This window comes from Jatrophihabitans sp. sgz311053 (assembly GCF_056135305.1).
In genome coordinates, this window is record NZ_JBWAXP010000002.1 from 1,546,274 (window position 1) to 1,564,261 (window position 17,988).

The following is a 17,988-nucleotide window of genomic DNA, read 5'->3' on the forward strand; positions in this document are numbered from 1 at the left end:
CCGCGCCTATCGCCGAATACGCGTGTCACGGCTCATTGCTAGGCGTGTCGTTACGTGCGTTGGGGTGCCTCGCTGAGGTGCGGAGCGCGCGGAGGAATTGGACAAAGATCAATTCCTGACCGCGGGGTGTGCTGTCAGGGTGACCGCCGCCGTACGCGCGGACCGTTCGACCCCGGTGAACGGATCATGGACCACCACATCTGGGTGGATGCTCGTGAGCGTGTGCCGGGCTATCGTCGCGGTGGTCCCGTCGAGCAGGCCGGCGTGGTCGAGAACCGTTGCCAACAGATACGACCGTTGCGAGTTGATTACCGGCTCGCTGATCTGCTCGGCCTTGGGGGCCTGCGTCCAGATCGGGGTGCTGGTATCCAGGGAGGTGGGGTCCTGGATCGCAGATCGAAGCGCGGCGACCGCATCCGAGTCGTGGCGGAGTCTCCGCAACAGCGGGCCTGTAAGCAGGATGAGGAGGTCGGCGGCGTCTCGGAGCACGATCTGGCGGTGTGCTCGCTCGACGATTCCAGGCAAGACGCTCGCTGGTGACGACCGGACGGCTACCGCGAGCGAATCGATCCATTCGCGACGATCCCGAGGATCGTCGCCGCGGAACCAGGCCTCCAGGTCGGTGAACATCGCGCGACTGCGTTCGTCGAGTGGGAACAATTCGCAGTACAACGCCCGTAGTCGTGGATTGGTGTCTAAACCGGGCTGCCGCGTCAGTGTGTCGCGGAGCCTGTCGGCGGGGATCTGCCACGAGTCCAGGTCGACCAGCAGGTCGTAGACCTCGTCCGTCTCTCGCCGACTTGAAATGGAGGAGCCCGCGCGTGTCAGGCAGGAGACGAAGAAGTCGAGATCGCGGCGTCCATCGCGATGGGACCAGAGGAGATATTCGGCGCTGTTGCGAAGCTGAGGGTTCGCGTCCGCCTCCGCACGGATGAGCTCGCGGATGGCGGGGTGCGGTGACGAGCTGGTGCTGAGCTGGCCAAGTACGTTTGCTCGAGCTTCCTGGCGTACGTCTCTCGCGTTCGAGGCCGAGAGCAGGGCGAACACGTCGTCGCCGAAGTGGGAGGACACCTCGTCCCACTTGGCGTTGAGCAGGTCGACCAGCTCCCGGTCAACACCTCCGAACAGGTGCCGAAGGTGTACTCCCGGTCGGGTGGGTTCCCCAATGGTCTCCCGGAGCCCGTCGTGCAGCCCGAGCTCGCCGAGCAACAGCATCCCAACCCATCCGTTCTGCCGGCGATCTTCGAGAGTTGGGCCGTACCCGCAGAGTTCGGCTCGGACCTGTGCGCGCAACCAGTCAGTGGCCTCCTCGGTCTGCGTGTGGTCGGCGTTCGGTGAGATCCGGTACCGCTCGACGCGCCGGATCAGGCCAGTCAGTGCAGTGCGCTGCACCCAAACGTCCGGGTCCTCACGCCAGTCCCCGAGCAGGTCGCACAGGGTGGCAGGGGTCAGATCGGAGCGGGTTAGGGCATCTACGAGTACCTCCCGCAATTGCGGCGGGAGGTAGGTGAGCTGATCGAGAACTGCATCCATCATCATGTTCGCGGTCGCGTCGGCGCGGGTGCCGTACGCGCGCACGACCGCCGGAGGCGCCGGGTCGTGGATGCCGCTACTGATGTACCGAGGGTGCCGAAGAGCCTGCAACGCGAACGCAACGACCGCCTCGTGCGCCGGCCAGGCGGCGATGATCGATCCGACATGCCAGGTGAGGTGTCCGGTCCCGACGGCGGTGCAGCGTATCGCGAGTTCGTCCGAATCGTATTCGCGCAGGATCGCGGTGCACTCCGGGTCCTCCGCCGTACTGGCGAACCGCGCCCAGGCATCGGCAACGGCCATCGCCAGCAATACCCGCGCTTCCCTGTCGCCCTCTTCGGCCGAGGACCGCAACAGCGCGACGAGAACCCGGAAACCCTCCGCTCTACCGAGCGCCTCCAGCGCGAGCGGTGCGAGCGGTGCCGCCGACTCCAGGGATCCATGCAGGCGGTCGTCGAAAACCTTGAGCACTTCAGGACGCTGCCCAAAGCGTTGCAGAAGCGCTGCCCCGACACGGACGGGACGCCACGAGTCCAGAGCGGGCAGGAGTACGTCGAGCGCCTCGTCGTCAGGCAACGATTCAGCGAGGGCGATGACACCGTCGTTGAACGGAGGTTTTGAGGCGCCTTCCCGAATAGTCGCGGCGGCGCGGCGTGCGAAAGCGGGGTCGGCGCGCCACGACTCTGGAATGAGTGCAAGGGTGTGCAGCACGAGCCCGTTGCGGTCGGGGTGTTCCAACTCGTCGGCTACCCAGTCCTTGATCGCGTCGTTGTCGCTGAACGTGGTGCAGGCCAGCAGCCACGCCATCGATCGGTTGCCACCATTCATGCCGTTTCCGGACAGGGTCTCCAGCACGAACAGAGCGGCTTCGGGCCGCTCGGACAGCGCGTGCTGCACGAACGGGATGGCGAGATCCATCCAGTGCTCCCGCGGCCGCAGACCCTCACGACGGAGGAATCCCCCGAACCACTGCTTTTCTGGGGCGGTGAGGTGGTCGAACTGCCCTCCCGCGGCTTCCCGCAGCAGGTGCAGAGCGCAGACTCGCAGCTCCGGGGTGATCTGCACCCTCGCCCACTCGAGAAGGGCCGGCAGCTGCGGCCAGTCCGGCCACCCCGTCCCCAGGCAAAGAAGCGCGAAGGCCTGGCCAATGGCGTTCGCCCCATCGCGGACGCTCGTTTCGATGCGGGCACCAACCGTAGCGTCGCCGGCGTACCGAATGGCTATGGCATGAGCGGCGTTCAGCTGTACCGCGTCGTCCTCGTGCCGCAGCCCCCACAGCAGCGCAGGAAGGACCCCCGTCTCCGCGACCGCGGTATCTCGAAGCATCCATAGCGGTGACATCGGCTCGGGGTGCGCGGCGTTGAGCCATCGTGTGAAGGTCGTAAGCAGCAGCGGTCGCAGCGAGGCGTGTTTGGTCATCGATGCCAGCGATGCGATCAGCGTGGCCCGGTGGGCGGTGTTCGCATGCTCGTTGACTCGGTCGAGGATCTCTGCCACCCATTGGGATTGTTTCGCCGTGGTGATCGCTACGTCGGAGGCGATAGCGTCGGCGATCAGCTCGTACTTACTGACCGGGTCCACGTCATTGTGCTCGCTGAGCCGGGTGAGCAGCGACGTGTTGACGTGCGCATTGACCTGCGTGGCGAGCCCGGCGATAAGCACATCCCGCCAGGTGGGGTCACCCGCCCGGGCGATCAGGGCACTTTCCTGGTCGTCGGGCGCGAGGGTGGCCAGGTGCTCGCCGGCAAGCTGATCAAGCAGCACCCGATGCAAGAACCCGACCATGCCGACGCCCTGCGGGACAAGCAAACCGTACTCGTCCTCCGCCTGCGAAAGCACCGCCGCTGCGACCCGGGCCGCGTCGGCCGCCGCGTACGCCAGACCATCGTCGCGGCGAAGCTCCGCCCGAAACTGTCGCTCCATCTCCTGCCGTGGTCGAATGGTCGAGCCGCCCTCAACCCGAGCACGGTAGGCAACGCCACGCAGAACTGTGAGCATGTCGGCAGTGGAGAACTCGGACCCCACCGCCGAGGAGGCCCGGCGGCGCATTTGCGGATGCTTGTCCACGAGAAGCTGGACGAGCGCGGAGAACAGCTGGAACCGTTGCGGCGGCAATGACTCACCACGCCACGACTTAGCCAGCAGGACGAGGAACAGTGGTGTACCTAGCAGGGGGCTCAACGCCGACACCTCGGTCAGTTCAGCCAGGAACGACTCCGCCTGCGGGCTGGACGGACCGTCGCCACCGATCATGTCGGAGTCGAACAGCACGCGGGTGACCAGATCGACCTGTTGAGCGCGGGTGAGCGGTGCTAAGACCGCTTTCGCCCACGGCTCCACCCAGTTCAGCCGCTCCACCGCGTACGGACGGGCGGTCAGGATCGCGCCGATGTGCCGTTGGGAAACGAACGACTCGATCAGCCCGAGCGCGTACTCCGCAGACGCGAGGTCGTTCCACTCGTCGACGCCGTCGACGAGCAGGACGGCCCGCTCGTCGTCGAGAGCCGGCTGCGTGAGATCCCAAGCCGACGGTCCACCCTGCTGGGTGACCCAGGCTTGAATGGCCGAGATAACCGAGTTCGTAGTCGATTCGTCAATGTGACGACACAGAAATCCGAACGGCAGCCACAACGGTAGGTCGCCGCCGTGCGCTCGCTGCAGTGCCGCGGACTGCGGCTCGGCAGCGAGGATATCCGCGGCGGTGAACATCAGGAAGCTGGACTTTCCCGAGCCGGGCGCGCCGATGAGCAGCCGAAGGCGCGCGGACTCGGCCCAATGGTCTACAGGAATGCGTGCCCGACCAGCCTCCGCTGTACCGACTGGGTCTCGTCGCGCAGGCCGACGAATGCGGCGGCGCATCATCCGGGCCGTTCCCGCGTACTCCTCCGTCGGCAGGACCGACGCCGGCGGCTCCGTCTGCTCCGGCTCGACAGCGGTCGCCCGCGCGGGCGCGTCCTCGGACACCGGTTGTGTATCGAGGATCAGATACGGGAGCCCCAGAGTGTGTGCGCCAGTGACCGTCGGCGAGGCACCATGCGCCCGGAACGCGGCCCGGTAGAGGCCTCCGAGCGCGGCGCGGGCCGCGCGTGCCCGTTCGGGGGTGATCCGCCGCGAGAGCTCCGCAGCGCGGTCCTCTCCGCAGAAGGCGGCCACCCAGGCTCGGCCGAAGAAGTCATCCACCAAGCGAGGGTGATCGCGGAGCCGAGAGGCGACCTCCTCCGCTCCCCACGGAACGAACTCGATGCCCCTCTCCGCGAGCGTGCAGTGCGCGGTCCGGACGGCCGCATCCAGCTTGGTGTCGCGAAGCGAAGAACTCGTGGCGTAATAGAAGCGAGAGCATCGGTCCGCCCACTCGCCGGCGAGGAAGTCCGTGACGGCCGAGGAGATCGCCGGGGCAGTGAGGCCCTGCACCCGACGTGACTGCAGCGCCACGAAGTTTCTCCCCGCCGTGGCGGCGGCGTCGAGCGAGGGTGCCGTTCGCGCGTACACGTCGATTCCTGCCTGCGCCTGCCCGGGCAGCCCGTACAGGGACGCGTGCTCGATGTGTGCCTGGGTCTCCAGCAGGCGCGTAAACAGACGCTCCGCGTTCTCTGGGGTCAAGTCACCCACGGGAAGCAGCGCCGGCCTAGTCTGCACCGGTGGGTCCGGCCACGGACCGTCCGGGACGGACCACAGCGTCGCCGGCAGATCGAGTTGATTCGTCTTCACGCCGCCATTCTCCAATCGAAATCGACCTAGCGCCTGCTTGATCGCTGCTTGCCGTCAAGTGGTGCGCCGACGACCTGGACCGACCTGGCAGGCCCGACCGATTCATGTGCGCGCCTCGCCAGCGACAAGGAGGGCGAGCAGAGCGACGACTCTCGCGCGAGTCGACGAGTCGGGCAGGAGCGGCCGCCGCCTGTGCTGGCACACTGCGACTGTGTCCACGATGACCTGGGTCGAGGCAGTCAGGCGCGTTCTGCAATCGGCGGAGACGCCGATGCACTACACCGAGATCGCGCAAGCGGTAATTGACAACAGATACCGCACCGATCTCGGCGCCACGCCGAGCGCGACCGTGGCGGCCGTGTTATCTCAAGAACCGCTTCGTCGCGAGGTTGAGCGGGTGGAGCGCGGCGTGTATCGATTGGCGCCAGTCGAAGGCGCCGGCCCGGCCGTCGTCGATGGCACACAGGCTGCAGATCCTGCGAAGATCTTGGCAGATCCGACCTCAGAAGAGGTGGGTAGCGGCCTCATCAATGCCTTCGGCATCTTCTGGCGCCGCTCCAATGTGGACTGGGCATCCGGAAGCGTGAGATTGCTTGGCTCTCAGATCTCGGGCAGTTCCGTCATCGATTTCGGACAACAGGCTGGCGTGTACTTGCTGTACGACGGGTCTCGCCTGGTCTACGCGGGGCAGGCCAGCGAAGGGCGCCTTGCCTCGCGCTTGTGGGATCACACGCGAGACAGGCTCACGGGGCGGTGGGATCGCTTCTCGTGGTTTGGTCTCCGCCCCGTTCAAGCCGATGGCGCGTTGGGTGCCACTCCGCGAGGGGTAGGGAGTGTTGATGTGTTGATCAACACTCTCGAGGCCCTGCTGATTGAGGTACTAGAGCCGCCACAGAATCGCCGGCAAGGTGATGGATTCAAGGGTCTTGAGTTTATACAGCAGATCGACCCGGGAATCGAGAAACGTCGCAAGCGTCAGGTGTTGGACGAACTCAAGGCCGGACTGTAGGCACCGCCCGTCCCCAGCGATCTCTCTGCGCGCTCTTTCGACGAGGCCTGCCGAGCAGATCGAGGCCTCCGTGCGGCTTCTTCCCGCCTCCTGCGACTGAGGCATCGCGGCCGTCAGACCCAGCTCCGTCATAAAGGCAGCGGGAGATGTTCGAGGGGTTCCGGTGGATCTACCGGTGACGCACGGAAGGCGGACTTGAAGAAGCGCATGGCGTCGCCGAGGTCCTGCCGGCGAATGTGCACGCCAAGTTGCGCGCTGATGGTGTCTGCCAGGTCTCCGAAGATCTCGTCAATTTCGTCGTCCGAGCCGAAGTGGTTCATCAAGACATCGCCGACCGCGTCTTTCGCGCCGAAAATCGTCAGCGGCGGGACGACGATCGGGTAGGTCGACTTCTTGAGTGCCCATGCCGCGCCGAGTTCTAAGAGACACATGGGGCGCTGAAGGAAGGTCGGCGTAAGCAGCTCGATGACGAGGCCCGAGTCAGCCAACTGCTCACGCAAGTGCTGCCGAATGTCCTTGCCGGCAGGCACGCCAGTCGACCGCTGGGACGAGAAGAATATGCGATCCCGCGGGACCCCAGCGAGTATCAACGCGTTTTTCAACGCCCCTGCCAGCTCGCGATCTGCCCATGCGTGACTGATGAAGATGCGCAAACCGTTCACTGCTGTGCCTCTCGCCGGGTTTCTCGGTCGCGCGTGAACCGCCTCAGGAGCAGGAGCTTCGGCAGTCGGCTCGACCATGTCTCGCGCTCGAACGAGGATCTCATCGACGTTGCCTTCTCGTTCAGCCTCAGCGAGCGCGGCGTTGATGTGGGCCTTCTTGCTACTGCCATGTCCCGCGGATTGATACGCCGCGTCAAGGCCGAACGCCGCAAAGAAAGCGCGACTGTCCGACCCAGCCATTTTGGCCAGCTGGCTCACGATCGAGAGGCGCTCAGTCGGGCTGATCGCTGATTCGCCCGCCACCGTAAGCTCCTCGGATGTTGGTTCGGTTGCGTCTGAACCGTAAATCCTAGAGATGTAGTCGGCGACATCCACGACACCGCGGAACGCGCGAACTCGTCGGTCAACGGTGAAAGTCCAGTCGAGCCCAGCAGATGCGCTTGACCAGCCCCATTGTTCGTTCTGCAGTAGTGCATGTAGGCAACGCAGGACGCCATCGCGACCAGTCGCTGGCATCTGGATTACTTGTGGCAGCGTCGCGCCCTTGAATGTCGCATCCTCGGTCGCCTCGACAGGGGGACCTGACCATGTTCGATGTAGTTCCGCGGCGTAGCGGACGACCGCCACGAACAGGTCGAGCAGCTCATGGCTGCCCGGCACGTAAGCCGCACCGGCGATCGTTACCCCAATCGTGTCCGAGTCGCTCGGTGTTCGCGTGCCGTAGATGAGGCCGTCGGGCATCGACTGAACGATCCCGAACGCGTCGAGCCCTAGGTCGTTGTCGATACGCCGATCGAGCTGCCGGAACGTCGGGAATGCATTGCATTCGATGAAGAGCCGCCAGATGGCCGATAGAACGGCGACCTGATCATCGCTAACCGGGCGCGGGATGGGCACGGCGCGAGTATGCCACCCCGACCCCTACGCGAGAGCACGGCAGGCTGATCAACTCGCAACCCTGACAAGCCGACTGAGAAGTCGATCGCCGCCCGTCTAGTCCTGACCGTTGGCCGATCATCAGCTGCGAGCGCCAATCGCCCTGGAGTCAGATCGATTCATCTGCGTGGGACCTTAACGCACCGCGCGGCGCCCAGATCGACGGATAGCGCGCGGCCAACTGGCCGTCCACGACAGTCACCGTCGTCCTGTCCGCAAAGCGCCCGACGGCCGGCGTTGATGCAGTTACCCTCAGAGCCTCTGTCAGCCTCACGGGACCCGGCACCTACGCCCACGCCATGAATGAGCTTCAGCTTCGCTACCACGTCGATGACGATCAACTGACCCTGCGGCCGGTCGTCGACGGCCACGACCTGCTCAGCGATCACCGCAACGATCACGGGCTCGACCCCGACAAGCTCCTCCCGCCGATGTCGTCGGTGCTGCTGCCGATCCGCAGCGGCAACGTCGCGATCATCGGCTGCTGCGGATGCGGTGAGACAGGGTGCGGGTCGTTGACGGTGCGAGTTGTGCGGAGCGGGTCCGAGGTGATCTGGGAGGCCGAGCAGCATCCCCACTACGAGACCCTGGCCCGGACCTACCGCTTCGATCTTCGGCAGTACCTCGATGCCCTCGACGACGCAGCCGGCGATCCCCCGCAGGGCGAGGGACGAGGTCGACGAGTCGGCCGCGCCGTCCGGTTGGCCCTCGGGCTCTACGACCAGACTTACGCCTCTCTGGCGGCCTTTCGCTCTGGCACCGTCGACTGGGTGGGCGCGTGGCCGTGGACGAGCGATGTCGTGACGGTCTCGATCACCAGCGATGGCCGGCAACAAGTCCACGAGTACGCGGCAAGACCCAACGAATCCGAGTCCGAACTCGCAGCTCGGGTCGCGGCTGACATCCGCAGGCGGTTGCTGCCGCGCGACTGACTCGGAAGCCCGTTGGTCGGTGGTGTTCCTCAGCCGATCACCGGCCGCCGGTCGGCGGTCATCTCGGTGAGCGCGCCCTGCATGGCACCGACGACCCGGCGGGCCAACACGTCCGGCGCCTCGCCCGAGCGAGCCGGGAGCGGCGCCAGGACCCGGGTCGTCAGCTTGGTCGGCAGCGGGACATAGGGGAGGAGGCCGACCACGCCGACGCTCAACCCCCAGGGCACGGAGAGGGAGACCGGCAGGGCCTTGAGCCGCAGCGGCGTCCGTTCGAGTCGCAGCCACCGCGCCAGGGGGCGACCGTCGCTCAGCACCAACAGCGACTCGCCTGCGCCGGCGGTGACAACAGGGACGATCGGCACCCCATGCTCCAGCGCCACCCGCGCGAAGCCGGTGCGGTGGCCGAAGACGATGGTGTTGCGGTCGCGGAACGACTTGCCGGCGTCGATGTCGCCGCCGGGGAAGACGAGCAGGTGGTGCCCCTCGGCGAAAGCCTCGGCTGCGGCGGTCGGGCTCGCCGGCCGGGCGCCGAGCGGCTCCAGCAGCGGACCGACGCCGAGGGTCCAGGCGAGCTGGTGCACGAGGATCGTCACCGGCCGGTCGAGCTGCAGGCGGTCGAGTGCCGCGAGCGCGGCGAAGACGTTCAGATCCACGATGCCGCCGAAACCGTGATTCGCGACGAAGAGCGCGGGACCGTCCAGCCGCTCGGCACGGGAGGTGTCGATGTCCAGCCGGTGATAGCGCCGGACCAGCTCCACCCCGGCCTGCCGCGCCGCCTGCACCGCAGCCACGAGGGGCGACGCGGGCTTCCCGGTCGGACGTGGCCACCGCACGCCCCGACCCTAGGGGAGCGGCTACTGTCCGGCCCGCGGACGGGTCGCGCCGCCCGGTCCGACGCGTCCCGTTCAGAGCCCGAACAGCCGCTCCGCATTCCTCCCGGCGAACCCGGCCCGGTCGGCAGGGTCCAACTCGTCCAGCAGGACGCCGATCTCGTCTGCGGTGGGCTGCTGGAAGGGGTAGTCCGTCGAGAAGAGCAGTCGGTCGGCGGTGGTGACCGACAGCGCATGCCGCAGCAGCGCCGGGTTGAGCATCCCCGACGCGGTGATGTGCAGGTTCGACCGGACATAGTCCGAGACCGGGCGGGGGAGACCCGCGATGCGGGAGAGGCTGTCGGCGCGGTCCAGCCAGAAAAGGAGTACCTCGCCCCAGTGGCCGAGGATCAGCTGCAGGTCGGGGTGCCGTTCGAAGGTGCCGCGCAGGATCAGCCGCAGTGCTGCCAGGCCCGCGTCGATGTGCCAACCCCAGCCGAAGGTCGCGAGCGCCAGCTCGGTGATCTCGTCGAAACCGCGGTAAGCGGCGTCGCGCTGCGCCGGTGACGGCAGCTGCGGGTGCAGGAAGACCGGCTGCTCCAGCCGCTCGGCCGCGGCGAAGAACGGTTCGTACGCCGGATCGTCCAGCAGCAGCGGACCGGAGCGGCCGTAGACCATGACGCCGACGTGGCCGAGGTCGGTGGCCCGCTCCAGCTCGGCCACCACCTGCTGCGGCGCGGACATCGGCAGCGTGGCCAGCGCGCGCAGCCGGTCCGGGTGCCGCGCCACCGCTGCGGCTGCCTCGTCGTTCGCAGCCCGGCTCCACCGGACGGCCTCCTCGGCCGGCAGCACCTGCGTTCCCGGCGGCGTGAGGGCGATGACCGACAGGTCGATGCCCTGCGCGTCCATCGTCGCCAGCCGTCCGTCATCGAGATCAGCCAGCCGCGACCCGTGGTCGCCCCTCTCGTTGAAGGCCAGCGACTCGTCCCGTCCGGCCAGCGCGGTTGCGAGGTCGTGCATCCAGTGCTCCTCGATGCCGATGACCCTGCTTCCCGCGATCACCACGCCACCGTCTCGCCGAGGTAGTCCAGGTATTGCAGCCCGCCGTGCCCGCGCTGGGCCTCGACCACCGAGACCAGCCGCGGGATGCTCTCGCCGATCGTCAGCTTCGCGCCGGGGCCGCCGAGCTCGGTCTGCACCCACCCCGGTGCCATCAGCAGCAGCGTGCGGGGGTCGTCGTGGTGGCGCGCCGCGTAGCTGCGCATCAGCTGGTTCAGCGCCGACTTGCTGGCCCGGTAGATCTCGAAGCCGCCTCGCTCGTTGTTCGCGACACTGCCCTGCCCCGAGGACATGATCGCGATGGTGCCGTCGGACGGGACCAGCTCACCGAGCGTCTCCACGGCCCGGAGGGGGCTCAGCGCGTTGGTGACCATCACCGCGGCGAAGACCTCGGTGTCGATGGTGGCCGGGGTGTCGCCCGGCTCGTGCGTGATGCCGGCGTTGACGAAGAGCAGCTCGAAGCTGCGGCCGGCGAGCCGGTCGCGGAGCGCCTGCAGCTGCGCCGGTTCGGTGATGTCGACCTGCTCGATCTCGAGCCGGCCGCCGGAGCGTTCTGCGAGGTCGTGCAGTGCGGTGCGGCCTTGGCCGCGGACGGTAGCGACGACGTGCGCGCCGCGGTCGACGTAGGTCTCGGCGATGGCCAAGCCCAGTCCGCGGGAGGCGCCGAGCAGCAGGACGCAGGAGTGAGTCATGGTGGGTCTCCTTTCGCTCATTCCCTGTTGAGCGAATCTAGCCTCTCGCTCAACAGTTGTAGAGTGAAGTGCGTGACAGCGTCCACGAGCCGGGCCGCCAAGCGGGCCGCCACCGCCGGGAAGATCCTGGCCGCCGCCCGCGCCGAGTTCGGCGAGCGCGGCCTGGAGGCGACAACCATCCGGCAGATCGCGGCACGTGCCGGCGTCGATCCGTCGCTCGTGCTGCAGCACTACGGCTCCAAGGCCGAGCTCTTCGCGGCCGCCATCGAGCTGCGCGCGGTCGGGGCGGGCGGCGATGTCCACGAGCACCTCGCCGACGTCCTCGCCGCGCGGTTGGCGGAGCCGACGCCACAGACCCGGGCGCTGCTGCGGTCCATGCTCACCGCCCCCGAGGCGACGGCCGTCATGAGGCAGTTCTTGGATGACCGTGCCGCGGAGATCGCCCGCGACCTCGACGGTCCGGACGCGGAGCTGCGCGCCGCGCTGACCGTCACGAACCTGCTCGGGCTGATCCTGGCCCGACACTTCCTGCACCTCGACGGGCTCGCCGAGATCACCGATCGGCAGCGTGACGAGATCGTCGGACCGTGGCTGCGCGCGGCTCTCGGCGGAGCCGGGCAGGCGGGCAGGATGGCGGAATGACCGACGGACCTGTCTACGCGCTCAATCTCTTCGACCTGGCCGACAACGACGAGTACCTCGAGTACGCGCGGCGCTCGCCGGCGGCCGTGGCCAAGCACGGCGGCTCGGTCGTCGCGCTCGGCCGGCACGCCGCCACCGTCACCGGGGACGTCGCGGCCCGGCAGGTGCTCGTCCTCGTGCAGTGGCCCGATCGCGCCGCTTTCGACGCCTACCGCGACGATCCCGAACTGGCCGACCTGCACCCGCATCGGGAGGACGGCACGACCCGTTACGTGTGGCAGCTCTTCGACCGCCTCGAGGATCTGCGCCCGGTGCTCAAGGACCGGTGAGATGCCGTCGGAGCCCGACTTTGTCGAGAACTGCGCCAAAGGATTCGGGGTTCCGGAACCGCTTCGTGACCCATGACGGCCGACGGGGGTGGTGCGGACGCCGTGACGCGTCCGCACCACCCATCGTGCCGGCTGCCTGACTACGAGAACGCGGTCAGCTGTCCGTTGCGGAACACGTGCGCGGTGTGCAGGTGGGTGTTGCCGTTCCACACCTCGACGGTCAGGTGCTGGCGGCCACCGTCCTCGTGCCAGCCGGCTGTGACGACGGCGCGGCGGGGCGCCGCCGCGTTCGCGAACGAACGGACGTCGACATCGTCGTCGATGTCGTTCTCCAGGAACAGCTGGACGGTGCCCCGCTGGTTGGCCGGCACCGGATTGCGGCGCTCCCTGAATTCGACGGTCATGATCATCTTCTCCTTGTGTCGGGTCGGGATCGGTGGCCTCAGCTGGCCCGGACGGACCAGTCGGCGGGGTTGGCGCGGACGTGCTTGGCGAGCACGTCCGCGGCCTGGTGGTCGGTGAGGTCGGCGTCGACGACGACCGTGCAGTGCAGGTTGTCGCCGTCGCAGCGTTGGACGCGGTGGCCGGCGAAGGCCTGTCGCACGGTCTCCGCGTCGGGAACGCGGCGCTTGCCCTTCTCGATGTCGATCGTGGTGCTCATGGGTTCTCCTCTGGGGTGGTCCGGCGTGATGCCGGAGCTGATAGGGGTCGTGCCGGGCTGGTGGGAGAGTCCGGGTCGCCGAGGGGGGCGAGCGCGCCACGCCGCTGGACCGGCGCGCGGTCGGGAGCGGGACAGCGGTGGTCACCGGGACCCCACGACGGAGGCGAGGATGCCGCGGTGGAAATCCTCGGGGGAGACATGCACCGAGCCGGAGAACGGGTACTCCAGCAGCAGCGCGAGCAGCAGGGTGAGTGCGAGCACCTCGGTGACCGCGACGACGACGAAGGCGTCGAGCCAGCGTGACTCGCCGGCCACCAGGATCAGGCAGAGGTAGACGGCACCGGCGCTGACGAGGATCAGCACCTCCAGCGCCAGCGGGATCGCGGTGGTGGCGTCGCTGCCGCGGGTGCGGTTGTCGTCCGTGAGCTCGGTGAGCAGATGGGTCATCTCCTGGTATGCGGCGTCCTGTGCCTCGCCGTGCGGGCGGATGCTCGCCACCGCGGCGTAGACGGCAGTGAGCTCACCCGCGCCCGGGTCCCTGCCCTGCTGCATCGCCGGCCAGGCTCTGGTGTCGAGATCGGTGACGTAGGCGCGGGCCGCGGTGTCGATCCGTCGCTGGGCCCCGGCGTCGAAGCCGACCCGCGTCATCCGGGTCAGCTGTGCCAGGGTCGTCGCCTCGTGCGAGACGTTCTCGGCCGCCTGGTCGTAGCTGGTCCAGAGCGTCACCACGACAAGGCCGAGCAGGATGCCGTACACGCCGGCGATGAGTGTCAAGGTCAGGGTCAGCGACTCGCGTCGGGAGCCGAGATCACCGGGCAGCAGCTTGCGCACCGCGATCATGACGCCGATCGCGACGCATTCGACGCCGACACCGAAGAGCAGGAAGAGCTGCCAGGTGGGCAGATGGACGAGCAGCCAACGGTCCACGTCCATCACCCCGTCCCGTCGCGCCCGGCGAGACGCGCGCGCGAGACGACGGCGCGGTCGTCGTCGGACGAGGCCCCCTGGCCAGAGGTGCCGTAGGAGCCGCCGCGGGACTGGACGAGCGTCCCGAGCAGCGCGATCAGGCTCGTCATCACGCTGTACACCAGTTCCGCGGAGAAGCCGCCGAGCAGGGCGAGCACCGGCTTGCTCAGCGACTCCGAGTCGCCGTCGCTGAGCGGGATGACCTCGGCGAGGACCAGGCCCGCGATCAGTCCCAGCAGCAGCCGCGCCCAGTAGGTGGGCTCGTAGCGCGGCTCGTAGGTGAAGGACGAGACGTGCACGTTGGCCTTGAAGAGGCCGGCGAAGGAGGCCCCGATGCCGGCGGCACTGAGCAGGAACACCTCGTTGACGGCGGTGTCGAAGCCCGTGCTGGCGAAGATGTCGCCGCTGCCCCGGCTCACGTGGGACGAGGTCGCCGTCACCGTGAACGTGACCATGAAGATCACGCTCGCCGCCATGAGGCGACGCACCAGCGGGACGCCGAGACCCCACGTCGTGGTGTGCGCCGAGCCGGTCTCGCTGAGATAGCGCAGGCTCATCGGGCTCGCCGGACGCACCGCCTGGCAGAGCAGCCAGTGGTCGGCGAGGCAGTCCGCGACGAGGTCGTCGTCGAGGACTTCCGACGCGCCCCCCGACGCCGGGCAGAGCCGGGAACCGACCTGCGGCGGGATCTCGAGCCCGCGCGCCAACAGGTAGGCGATCATGAGCTGGTTGTCCGCGCGAGCGACGTCGACGGTGAGCGGCGCGGTCATCGCAGCCCGCCGGGGCCCGCGCCGAGCGGGCAGGAGGAGAACCGGCCGGCGGCGGAGCCGTCGCTGCGCCAGCCGAAGACGACGAGCTGACCACCGTCGCGCAGCACCGCTCTCGTCCCCGCGGGCAGCGGCGCGGTGGTCCGGTCGGTGAGCGGGGTGACGGCGACGGGATTGCCGTCGGCATCGAAGACGACGAGCCGGAACGCGGTGAGCCGCTCGGGTCCGCTCGGCCCGGCGGTCCAGCCGGGGGTCCAGCGCGCGGCGGCGACGAGGCGGGGACCGGCGCCGTGCTCGGCCGCGACGCATCCTGCCCGGATCGCGGTGTCACAGCCACCGCCGGGGGCGAGGACGGAGCCCTGCCGCTCGGGTGCGCAGGTGCCGTTCGGGCGGGGCAGGAGCCGGGCGAGCAGCTGCGGCAGGCTCGTGACGCGACCCGCCACGATCGTGCGCAACAGACCGCTCGCTCCCCGAGGCGCCCAGCCCGCCGCCGGGTCGCCGAAGGCCAGACCGAAGAGGGTCCGCTGCACCGTGAGCTCGTCGTCCGGACCCCGGCCGGGGAGCGCTCGTTCCTCGCGGGCGACGGAGTAGGTGATGGGCGGCGAGACGTCCTCGGTGTCGGTGTAGTCGTCGTCGCCGACCGCGGGGATGTTCAGCACGCCGGCGTCGGTGACGCGTTGGACCGCCACCGCGAACCAGGTCGCGAATCCCTCGGACCAGGCGAGCTGCTCGCCCTTCGTGATGCCGTGGGCGGCGGCCTGTCCCTGCCCGATGACGTGGCCGCCCTGCACGCCGGCGGTGAGCCCGAGGGACTCCTCGACGAAGTGCCCGAACTCGTGCTGGACCACGTCCCAGTCGAAGCGATCGCCACGCAGCACGTGGAGCAGGCCGTCGCCACCGGGGTTGAAGCTGGAGGTCAGCCGGGTCGTCGGGTAGTCCACCACCAGGGGGCGCAGCTCGGGCAGGCCCAGCGTCGACAGGCCGGCGTGCGCGGTGACCAGCGCGTCGCCCACCGAGAAGGCGGTGTTGTTGTCGGCGACGCGATTGGCCGTCAACCGCACCTCGACCCGGCCGGCTCGGCGAAGGTCCAGAGCACGGGTCTCGATACCCCAGGGCAGCGAGTCGACGAGGTCCTGCACGGTGACGCCGGGGTAGCTCGTGACGACGCGGAGACGGCAGGCCAGGCAGCGGGCGCGGGCGGCGGCGGGGATGTCGAGCTGGAACCGCCCCGATCCGTCGGTGGTGCCCCGGTACTCGGTCTGGGCCGCGGGATTGACGAGGGCCACCCGGGCGAAGCGGACGGGATGCGCTCGGCCCCTGGCGTCGAGGTAGGCGGCTCGGCCGTCGACGGCGAGGTTCGTCCCGGCGTGACCGACGGTCGCCACCGACGACCCCGCGCCGCCGAGCCGGACGCGCTCGACCTGGCGGTCGTAGATCCGGACCTCCTCCCCGGCGCGGCGTCGTCGGGCCACCTCGAGGGCGAGTTCGGCGGGCCCGGACGAGCTGCTCAGCACCGAGCCGGACTCCTCGGCGAGGTACAGCACACGCCGCACGGTCTCGGCCGCCCCGTGGGGTCCGGTCAGGACGGCCGAGGCCGTCAGCGAACCACTGACCCGGCTGCGGACGCGGACCGAGAACGAGACCTCCACGCGGGGATCGGCGGCTCCGACGGTGAGGTCGACCGGCGGTGCCGCGGCGACGACGATGCCGGCCGACGGATGCAGCACCACCTCGGTGACCCGGCTGCCGGCGGCGGCGTCGACGACGACTGAGACCGGCGTCGGCCGCCCGGTCACCCAGTCCCGCGGTGGCCGTACGTCGATTCCCCGGGGCTCGGTGGCGGCGGGCCGGCTCCGCGGCGTCGTCCCGGCCGGGGAACCGGAGGCCGAACCGGAGGCGGAGCCGGGTGCGGCCGCCGCCACCGAGCGGTCGGGGGCGGGACCGAAGGCGACGCAGCTGAGGGTCAGGACGGTGCCGGCCACGAGTGCCGCCAGCAGGGCCGCCAGCGGTACGGACACAGGTGAGGTGCGCATGCGAACTCCGTTCGAAGGGTGAACCGGCCGGCGCCGTCGGGGGAGGGCGACGCCGGCCGGTGTCGGTCAGCCGGTTCCGAGAACCGAGTCGGCGAGCTCGCCGAGGGTCCCGAAGAGACCCTTCTGCGCACCGGAGAGGGCGTCCTTGAGCTCCGCCTCGGTCACGTCGTAGTTCTGCTTCTTGGCGTCGGCCACGAAGTCGGCGAGGCGCGGATTGGTGTCGTCGGCGATCTCCTTGGCGCGCTCGGGGTTGAGCTGGGCCACGTAGGCCGCGGCGTCTTCCTGCGACATGGCGATTCTCCTTCTTTCTCGATATGCGACATCGGGCGATGTCGGCGAGCACAATGCTCGATCGGCACCGACGGGGAAGGCATCATCGAAATTGATGAAGATCGATGCGTGGATCCCGGCACGCGCGATGCGCCATGGCCACTGCGGCGGGCTGAGAGGTCACCTGCAGCTTGGTGAGAATGGCCTGGATCTGGCTTCGGACCGTCGCCATCGAGACGGTGTGGAGGGCTGCGATCTCTGCCGCCGTCCGGCCGGTGAGAAGGTGCGTGAGAACCACGCACTCGCGATCGGACAATGCCTCGAAACGCCGTGCCTGCGACTCGATCGCGGCCAGTCGCGCGATCGTGGCGACCCGATCCGCCGGGCTCGGCGGCCTGAGCAGCAGCCGATGGATCTGCGCCGCCGCGGTGCCGATGTACTGATCGAGGTCGACCGAGGCGCCGGCCCCGAAGCGCAGGCCGGCCAACAGCAACGGCCGGGTGAGTCGGGTGCCGGCGAGAACGACCGAGAGCGAGAAAGATCCAGCTGCTGCCGGGTCGTGGAGCGGCGCGCTGTCACTCATCGCCACCAGGAGTGGGTCGCGCGCGGAACGAGCGACGGAATCGGCGGGTTCGACAATCCAGCCGAGGGTGGTGAGTGCGCTCTGCAGCACGTCGATGAGCAGGGGATCGCCGCAGAGAAGTCGCAGCCTCACATCAGGCGACGACTCCGAATGCCATTCGGCTGCACGAGGCGCCCTCCGCGACTCAGCGACAACAGCTGCCGCCGCTCAGCTGGTGTCGCCGTTTTCGCCACCGCGCCGATGCTCGACTCGTGATGGTCAGACGGAATTATGCAGTCGGCCGCGCATTAGTCACGGTAATGCGTGGTATTCGGCAAAAGCGTGTCGGTTCGGGTCGGGATGGTCCCGGACATTCGGCAGCGGCGCGGCGTCGTCGTGGACGCCGCGCGGCAGGCCT

General features: G+C 68.7%; 16 protein-coding genes. 4 read left to right on the forward strand and 12 right to left on the reverse strand.

Annotated features, from left to right (window positions below; all coding sequences use genetic code 11):
* Positions 1-108: 108 nt before the first annotated feature.
* Positions 109-5,241 (reverse strand): hypothetical protein, encoded by a 5,133-nt coding sequence (locus tag AC0NZQ_RS16190; RefSeq protein WP_474530984.1) that lies wholly within the window; start codon positions 5,239-5,241, stop codon positions 109-111.
* 220 nt (positions 5,242-5,461) lie between these two features.
* Between AC0NZQ_RS16190 and AC0NZQ_RS16195 the strand changes: the two genes are divergently transcribed.
* Positions 5,462-6,250 carry an HTH domain-containing protein gene (locus AC0NZQ_RS16195; RefSeq protein ID WP_474530986.1) on the forward strand — a complete coding sequence of 263 codons (789 nt, stop codon included), beginning with the start codon at positions 5,462-5,464 and terminating at the stop codon, positions 6,248-6,250.
* 128 nt (positions 6,251-6,378) lie between these two features.
* Here AC0NZQ_RS16195 and AC0NZQ_RS16200 read toward each other — a convergent pair whose 3' ends face one another.
* The gene (locus tag AC0NZQ_RS16200; protein WP_474530987.1) at positions 6,379-7,809 is read right to left on the reverse strand and encodes a toll/interleukin-1 receptor domain-containing protein; all 1,431 of its coding nucleotides are present in this window, start codon (positions 7,807-7,809) and stop codon (positions 6,379-6,381) included.
* Between the two features lie 338 nt (positions 7,810-8,147).
* Between AC0NZQ_RS16200 and AC0NZQ_RS16205 the strand changes: the two genes are divergently transcribed.
* A complete protein-coding gene (locus tag AC0NZQ_RS16205; RefSeq protein ID WP_474530988.1) occupies positions 8,148-8,780 on the forward strand; it encodes a hypothetical protein in 633 nt (210 codons plus the stop codon).
* A gap of 29 nt (positions 8,781-8,809) precedes the next feature.
* On the opposite strand, the gene AC0NZQ_RS16210 is transcribed toward AC0NZQ_RS16205, so the two are convergent.
* From AC0NZQ_RS16210 to AC0NZQ_RS16220, 3 genes are all read right to left on the reverse strand, one after another.
* Complete coding sequence (locus tag AC0NZQ_RS16210) at positions 8,810-9,613, reverse strand: 1-acyl-sn-glycerol-3-phosphate acyltransferase (protein WP_474530989.1); 804 nt, start codon at positions 9,611-9,613, stop codon at positions 8,810-8,812.
* Positions 9,614-9,685: 72 nt separating this feature from the next.
* Positions 9,686-10,609 (reverse strand): amidohydrolase family protein, encoded by a 924-nt coding sequence (locus tag AC0NZQ_RS16215; RefSeq protein ID WP_474531427.1) that lies wholly within the window; start codon positions 10,607-10,609, stop codon positions 9,686-9,688.
* Between the two features lie 38 nt (positions 10,610-10,647).
* Positions 10,648-11,340: an SDR family NAD(P)-dependent oxidoreductase gene (locus tag AC0NZQ_RS16220; protein ID WP_474530990.1), complete on the reverse strand. Its 693-nt coding sequence runs from the start codon at positions 11,338-11,340 to the stop codon at positions 10,648-10,650.
* Between the two features lie 72 nt (positions 11,341-11,412).
* On the opposite strand from AC0NZQ_RS16220, the gene AC0NZQ_RS16225 reads away from it, so the two are divergent.
* Both AC0NZQ_RS16225 and AC0NZQ_RS16230 read left to right on the forward strand, forming a co-directional pair.
* Entirely contained in the window at positions 11,413-11,982 is a 570-nt protein-coding gene (locus tag AC0NZQ_RS16225) for a TetR/AcrR family transcriptional regulator (RefSeq protein ID WP_474530992.1), read from the forward strand.
* Positions 11,979-12,311 carry a DUF1330 domain-containing protein gene (locus tag AC0NZQ_RS16230; RefSeq protein ID WP_474530993.1) on the forward strand — a complete coding sequence of 111 codons (333 nt, stop codon included), beginning with the start codon at positions 11,979-11,981 and terminating at the stop codon, positions 12,309-12,311. The genes AC0NZQ_RS16225 and AC0NZQ_RS16230 overlap by 4 nt, the downstream gene beginning before the upstream one ends.
* A gap of 140 nt (positions 12,312-12,451) precedes the next feature.
* Here AC0NZQ_RS16230 and AC0NZQ_RS16235 read toward each other — a convergent pair whose 3' ends face one another.
* The 7 genes from AC0NZQ_RS16235 to AC0NZQ_RS16265 form a co-directional block, all read right to left on the reverse strand.
* Complete coding sequence (locus AC0NZQ_RS16235) at positions 12,452-12,715, reverse strand: hypothetical protein (protein WP_474530994.1); 264 nt, start codon at positions 12,713-12,715, stop codon at positions 12,452-12,454.
* Positions 12,716-12,753: 38 nt separating this feature from the next.
* Complete coding sequence (locus AC0NZQ_RS16240) at positions 12,754-12,972, reverse strand: hypothetical protein (RefSeq protein WP_474530995.1); 219 nt, start codon at positions 12,970-12,972, stop codon at positions 12,754-12,756.
* Positions 12,973-13,113: 141 nt separating this feature from the next.
* A complete protein-coding gene (locus tag AC0NZQ_RS16245) occupies positions 13,114-13,899 on the reverse strand; it encodes a bestrophin-like domain (protein ID WP_474530996.1) in 786 nt (261 codons plus the stop codon).
* 5 nt (positions 13,900-13,904) lie between these two features.
* A complete protein-coding gene (locus tag AC0NZQ_RS16250; protein ID WP_474530997.1) occupies positions 13,905-14,708 on the reverse strand; it encodes a hypothetical protein in 804 nt (267 codons plus the stop codon).
* The gene (locus AC0NZQ_RS16255) at positions 14,705-16,738 is read right to left on the reverse strand and encodes a hypothetical protein (protein WP_474530998.1); all 2,034 of its coding nucleotides are present in this window, start codon (positions 16,736-16,738) and stop codon (positions 14,705-14,707) included. Before AC0NZQ_RS16255 ends, AC0NZQ_RS16250 begins: the two co-directional genes overlap by 4 nt.
* Before the next feature lie 66 nt (positions 16,739-16,804).
* Positions 16,805-17,029: a hypothetical protein gene (locus AC0NZQ_RS16260; RefSeq protein ID WP_474530999.1), complete on the reverse strand. Its 225-nt coding sequence runs from the start codon at positions 17,027-17,029 to the stop codon at positions 16,805-16,807.
* Positions 17,030-17,111: 82 nt separating this feature from the next.
* Entirely contained in the window at positions 17,112-17,681 is a 570-nt protein-coding gene (locus AC0NZQ_RS16265; RefSeq protein WP_474531000.1) for a helix-turn-helix transcriptional regulator, read from the reverse strand.
* Positions 17,682-17,988 lie beyond the last annotated feature (307 nt).

What these genes read in the sequence shown, in the direction of transcription:
- AC0NZQ_RS16195 (WP_474530986.1), top strand. Translation starts at nt 5,462, where the DNA reads ATGACCTGGGTCGAGGCAGTCAGGCGCGTTCTGCAATCGGCGGAGACG.
- AC0NZQ_RS16205 (WP_474530988.1), top strand. Translation starts at nt 8,148, where the DNA reads ATGAATGAGCTTCAGCTTCGCTACCACGTCGATGACGATCAACTGACC.
- AC0NZQ_RS16215 (WP_474531427.1), bottom strand. Translation starts at nt 10,609, where the DNA reads ATGCACGACCTCGCAACCGCGCTGGCCGGACGGGACGAGTCGCTGGCC.
- AC0NZQ_RS16220 (WP_474530990.1), bottom strand. Translation starts at nt 11,340, where the DNA reads ATGACTCACTCCTGCGTCCTGCTGCTCGGCGCCTCCCGCGGACTGGGC.
- AC0NZQ_RS16230 (WP_474530993.1), top strand. Translation starts at nt 11,979, where the DNA reads ATGACCGACGGACCTGTCTACGCGCTCAATCTCTTCGACCTGGCCGAC.
- AC0NZQ_RS16235 (WP_474530994.1), bottom strand. Translation starts at nt 12,715, where the DNA reads ATGACCGTCGAATTCAGGGAGCGCCGCAATCCGGTGCCGGCCAACCAG.
- AC0NZQ_RS16240 (WP_474530995.1), bottom strand. Translation starts at nt 12,972, where the DNA reads ATGAGCACCACGATCGACATCGAGAAGGGCAAGCGCCGCGTTCCCGAC.
- AC0NZQ_RS16250 (WP_474530997.1), bottom strand. Translation starts at nt 14,708, where the DNA reads ATGACCGCGCCGCTCACCGTCGACGTCGCTCGCGCGGACAACCAGCTC.
- AC0NZQ_RS16255 (WP_474530998.1), bottom strand. Translation starts at nt 16,738, where the DNA reads ATGCGCACCTCACCTGTGTCCGTACCGCTGGCGGCCCTGCTGGCGGCA.
- AC0NZQ_RS16260 (WP_474530999.1), bottom strand. Translation starts at nt 17,029, where the DNA reads ATGTCGCAGGAAGACGCCGCGGCCTACGTGGCCCAGCTCAACCCCGAG.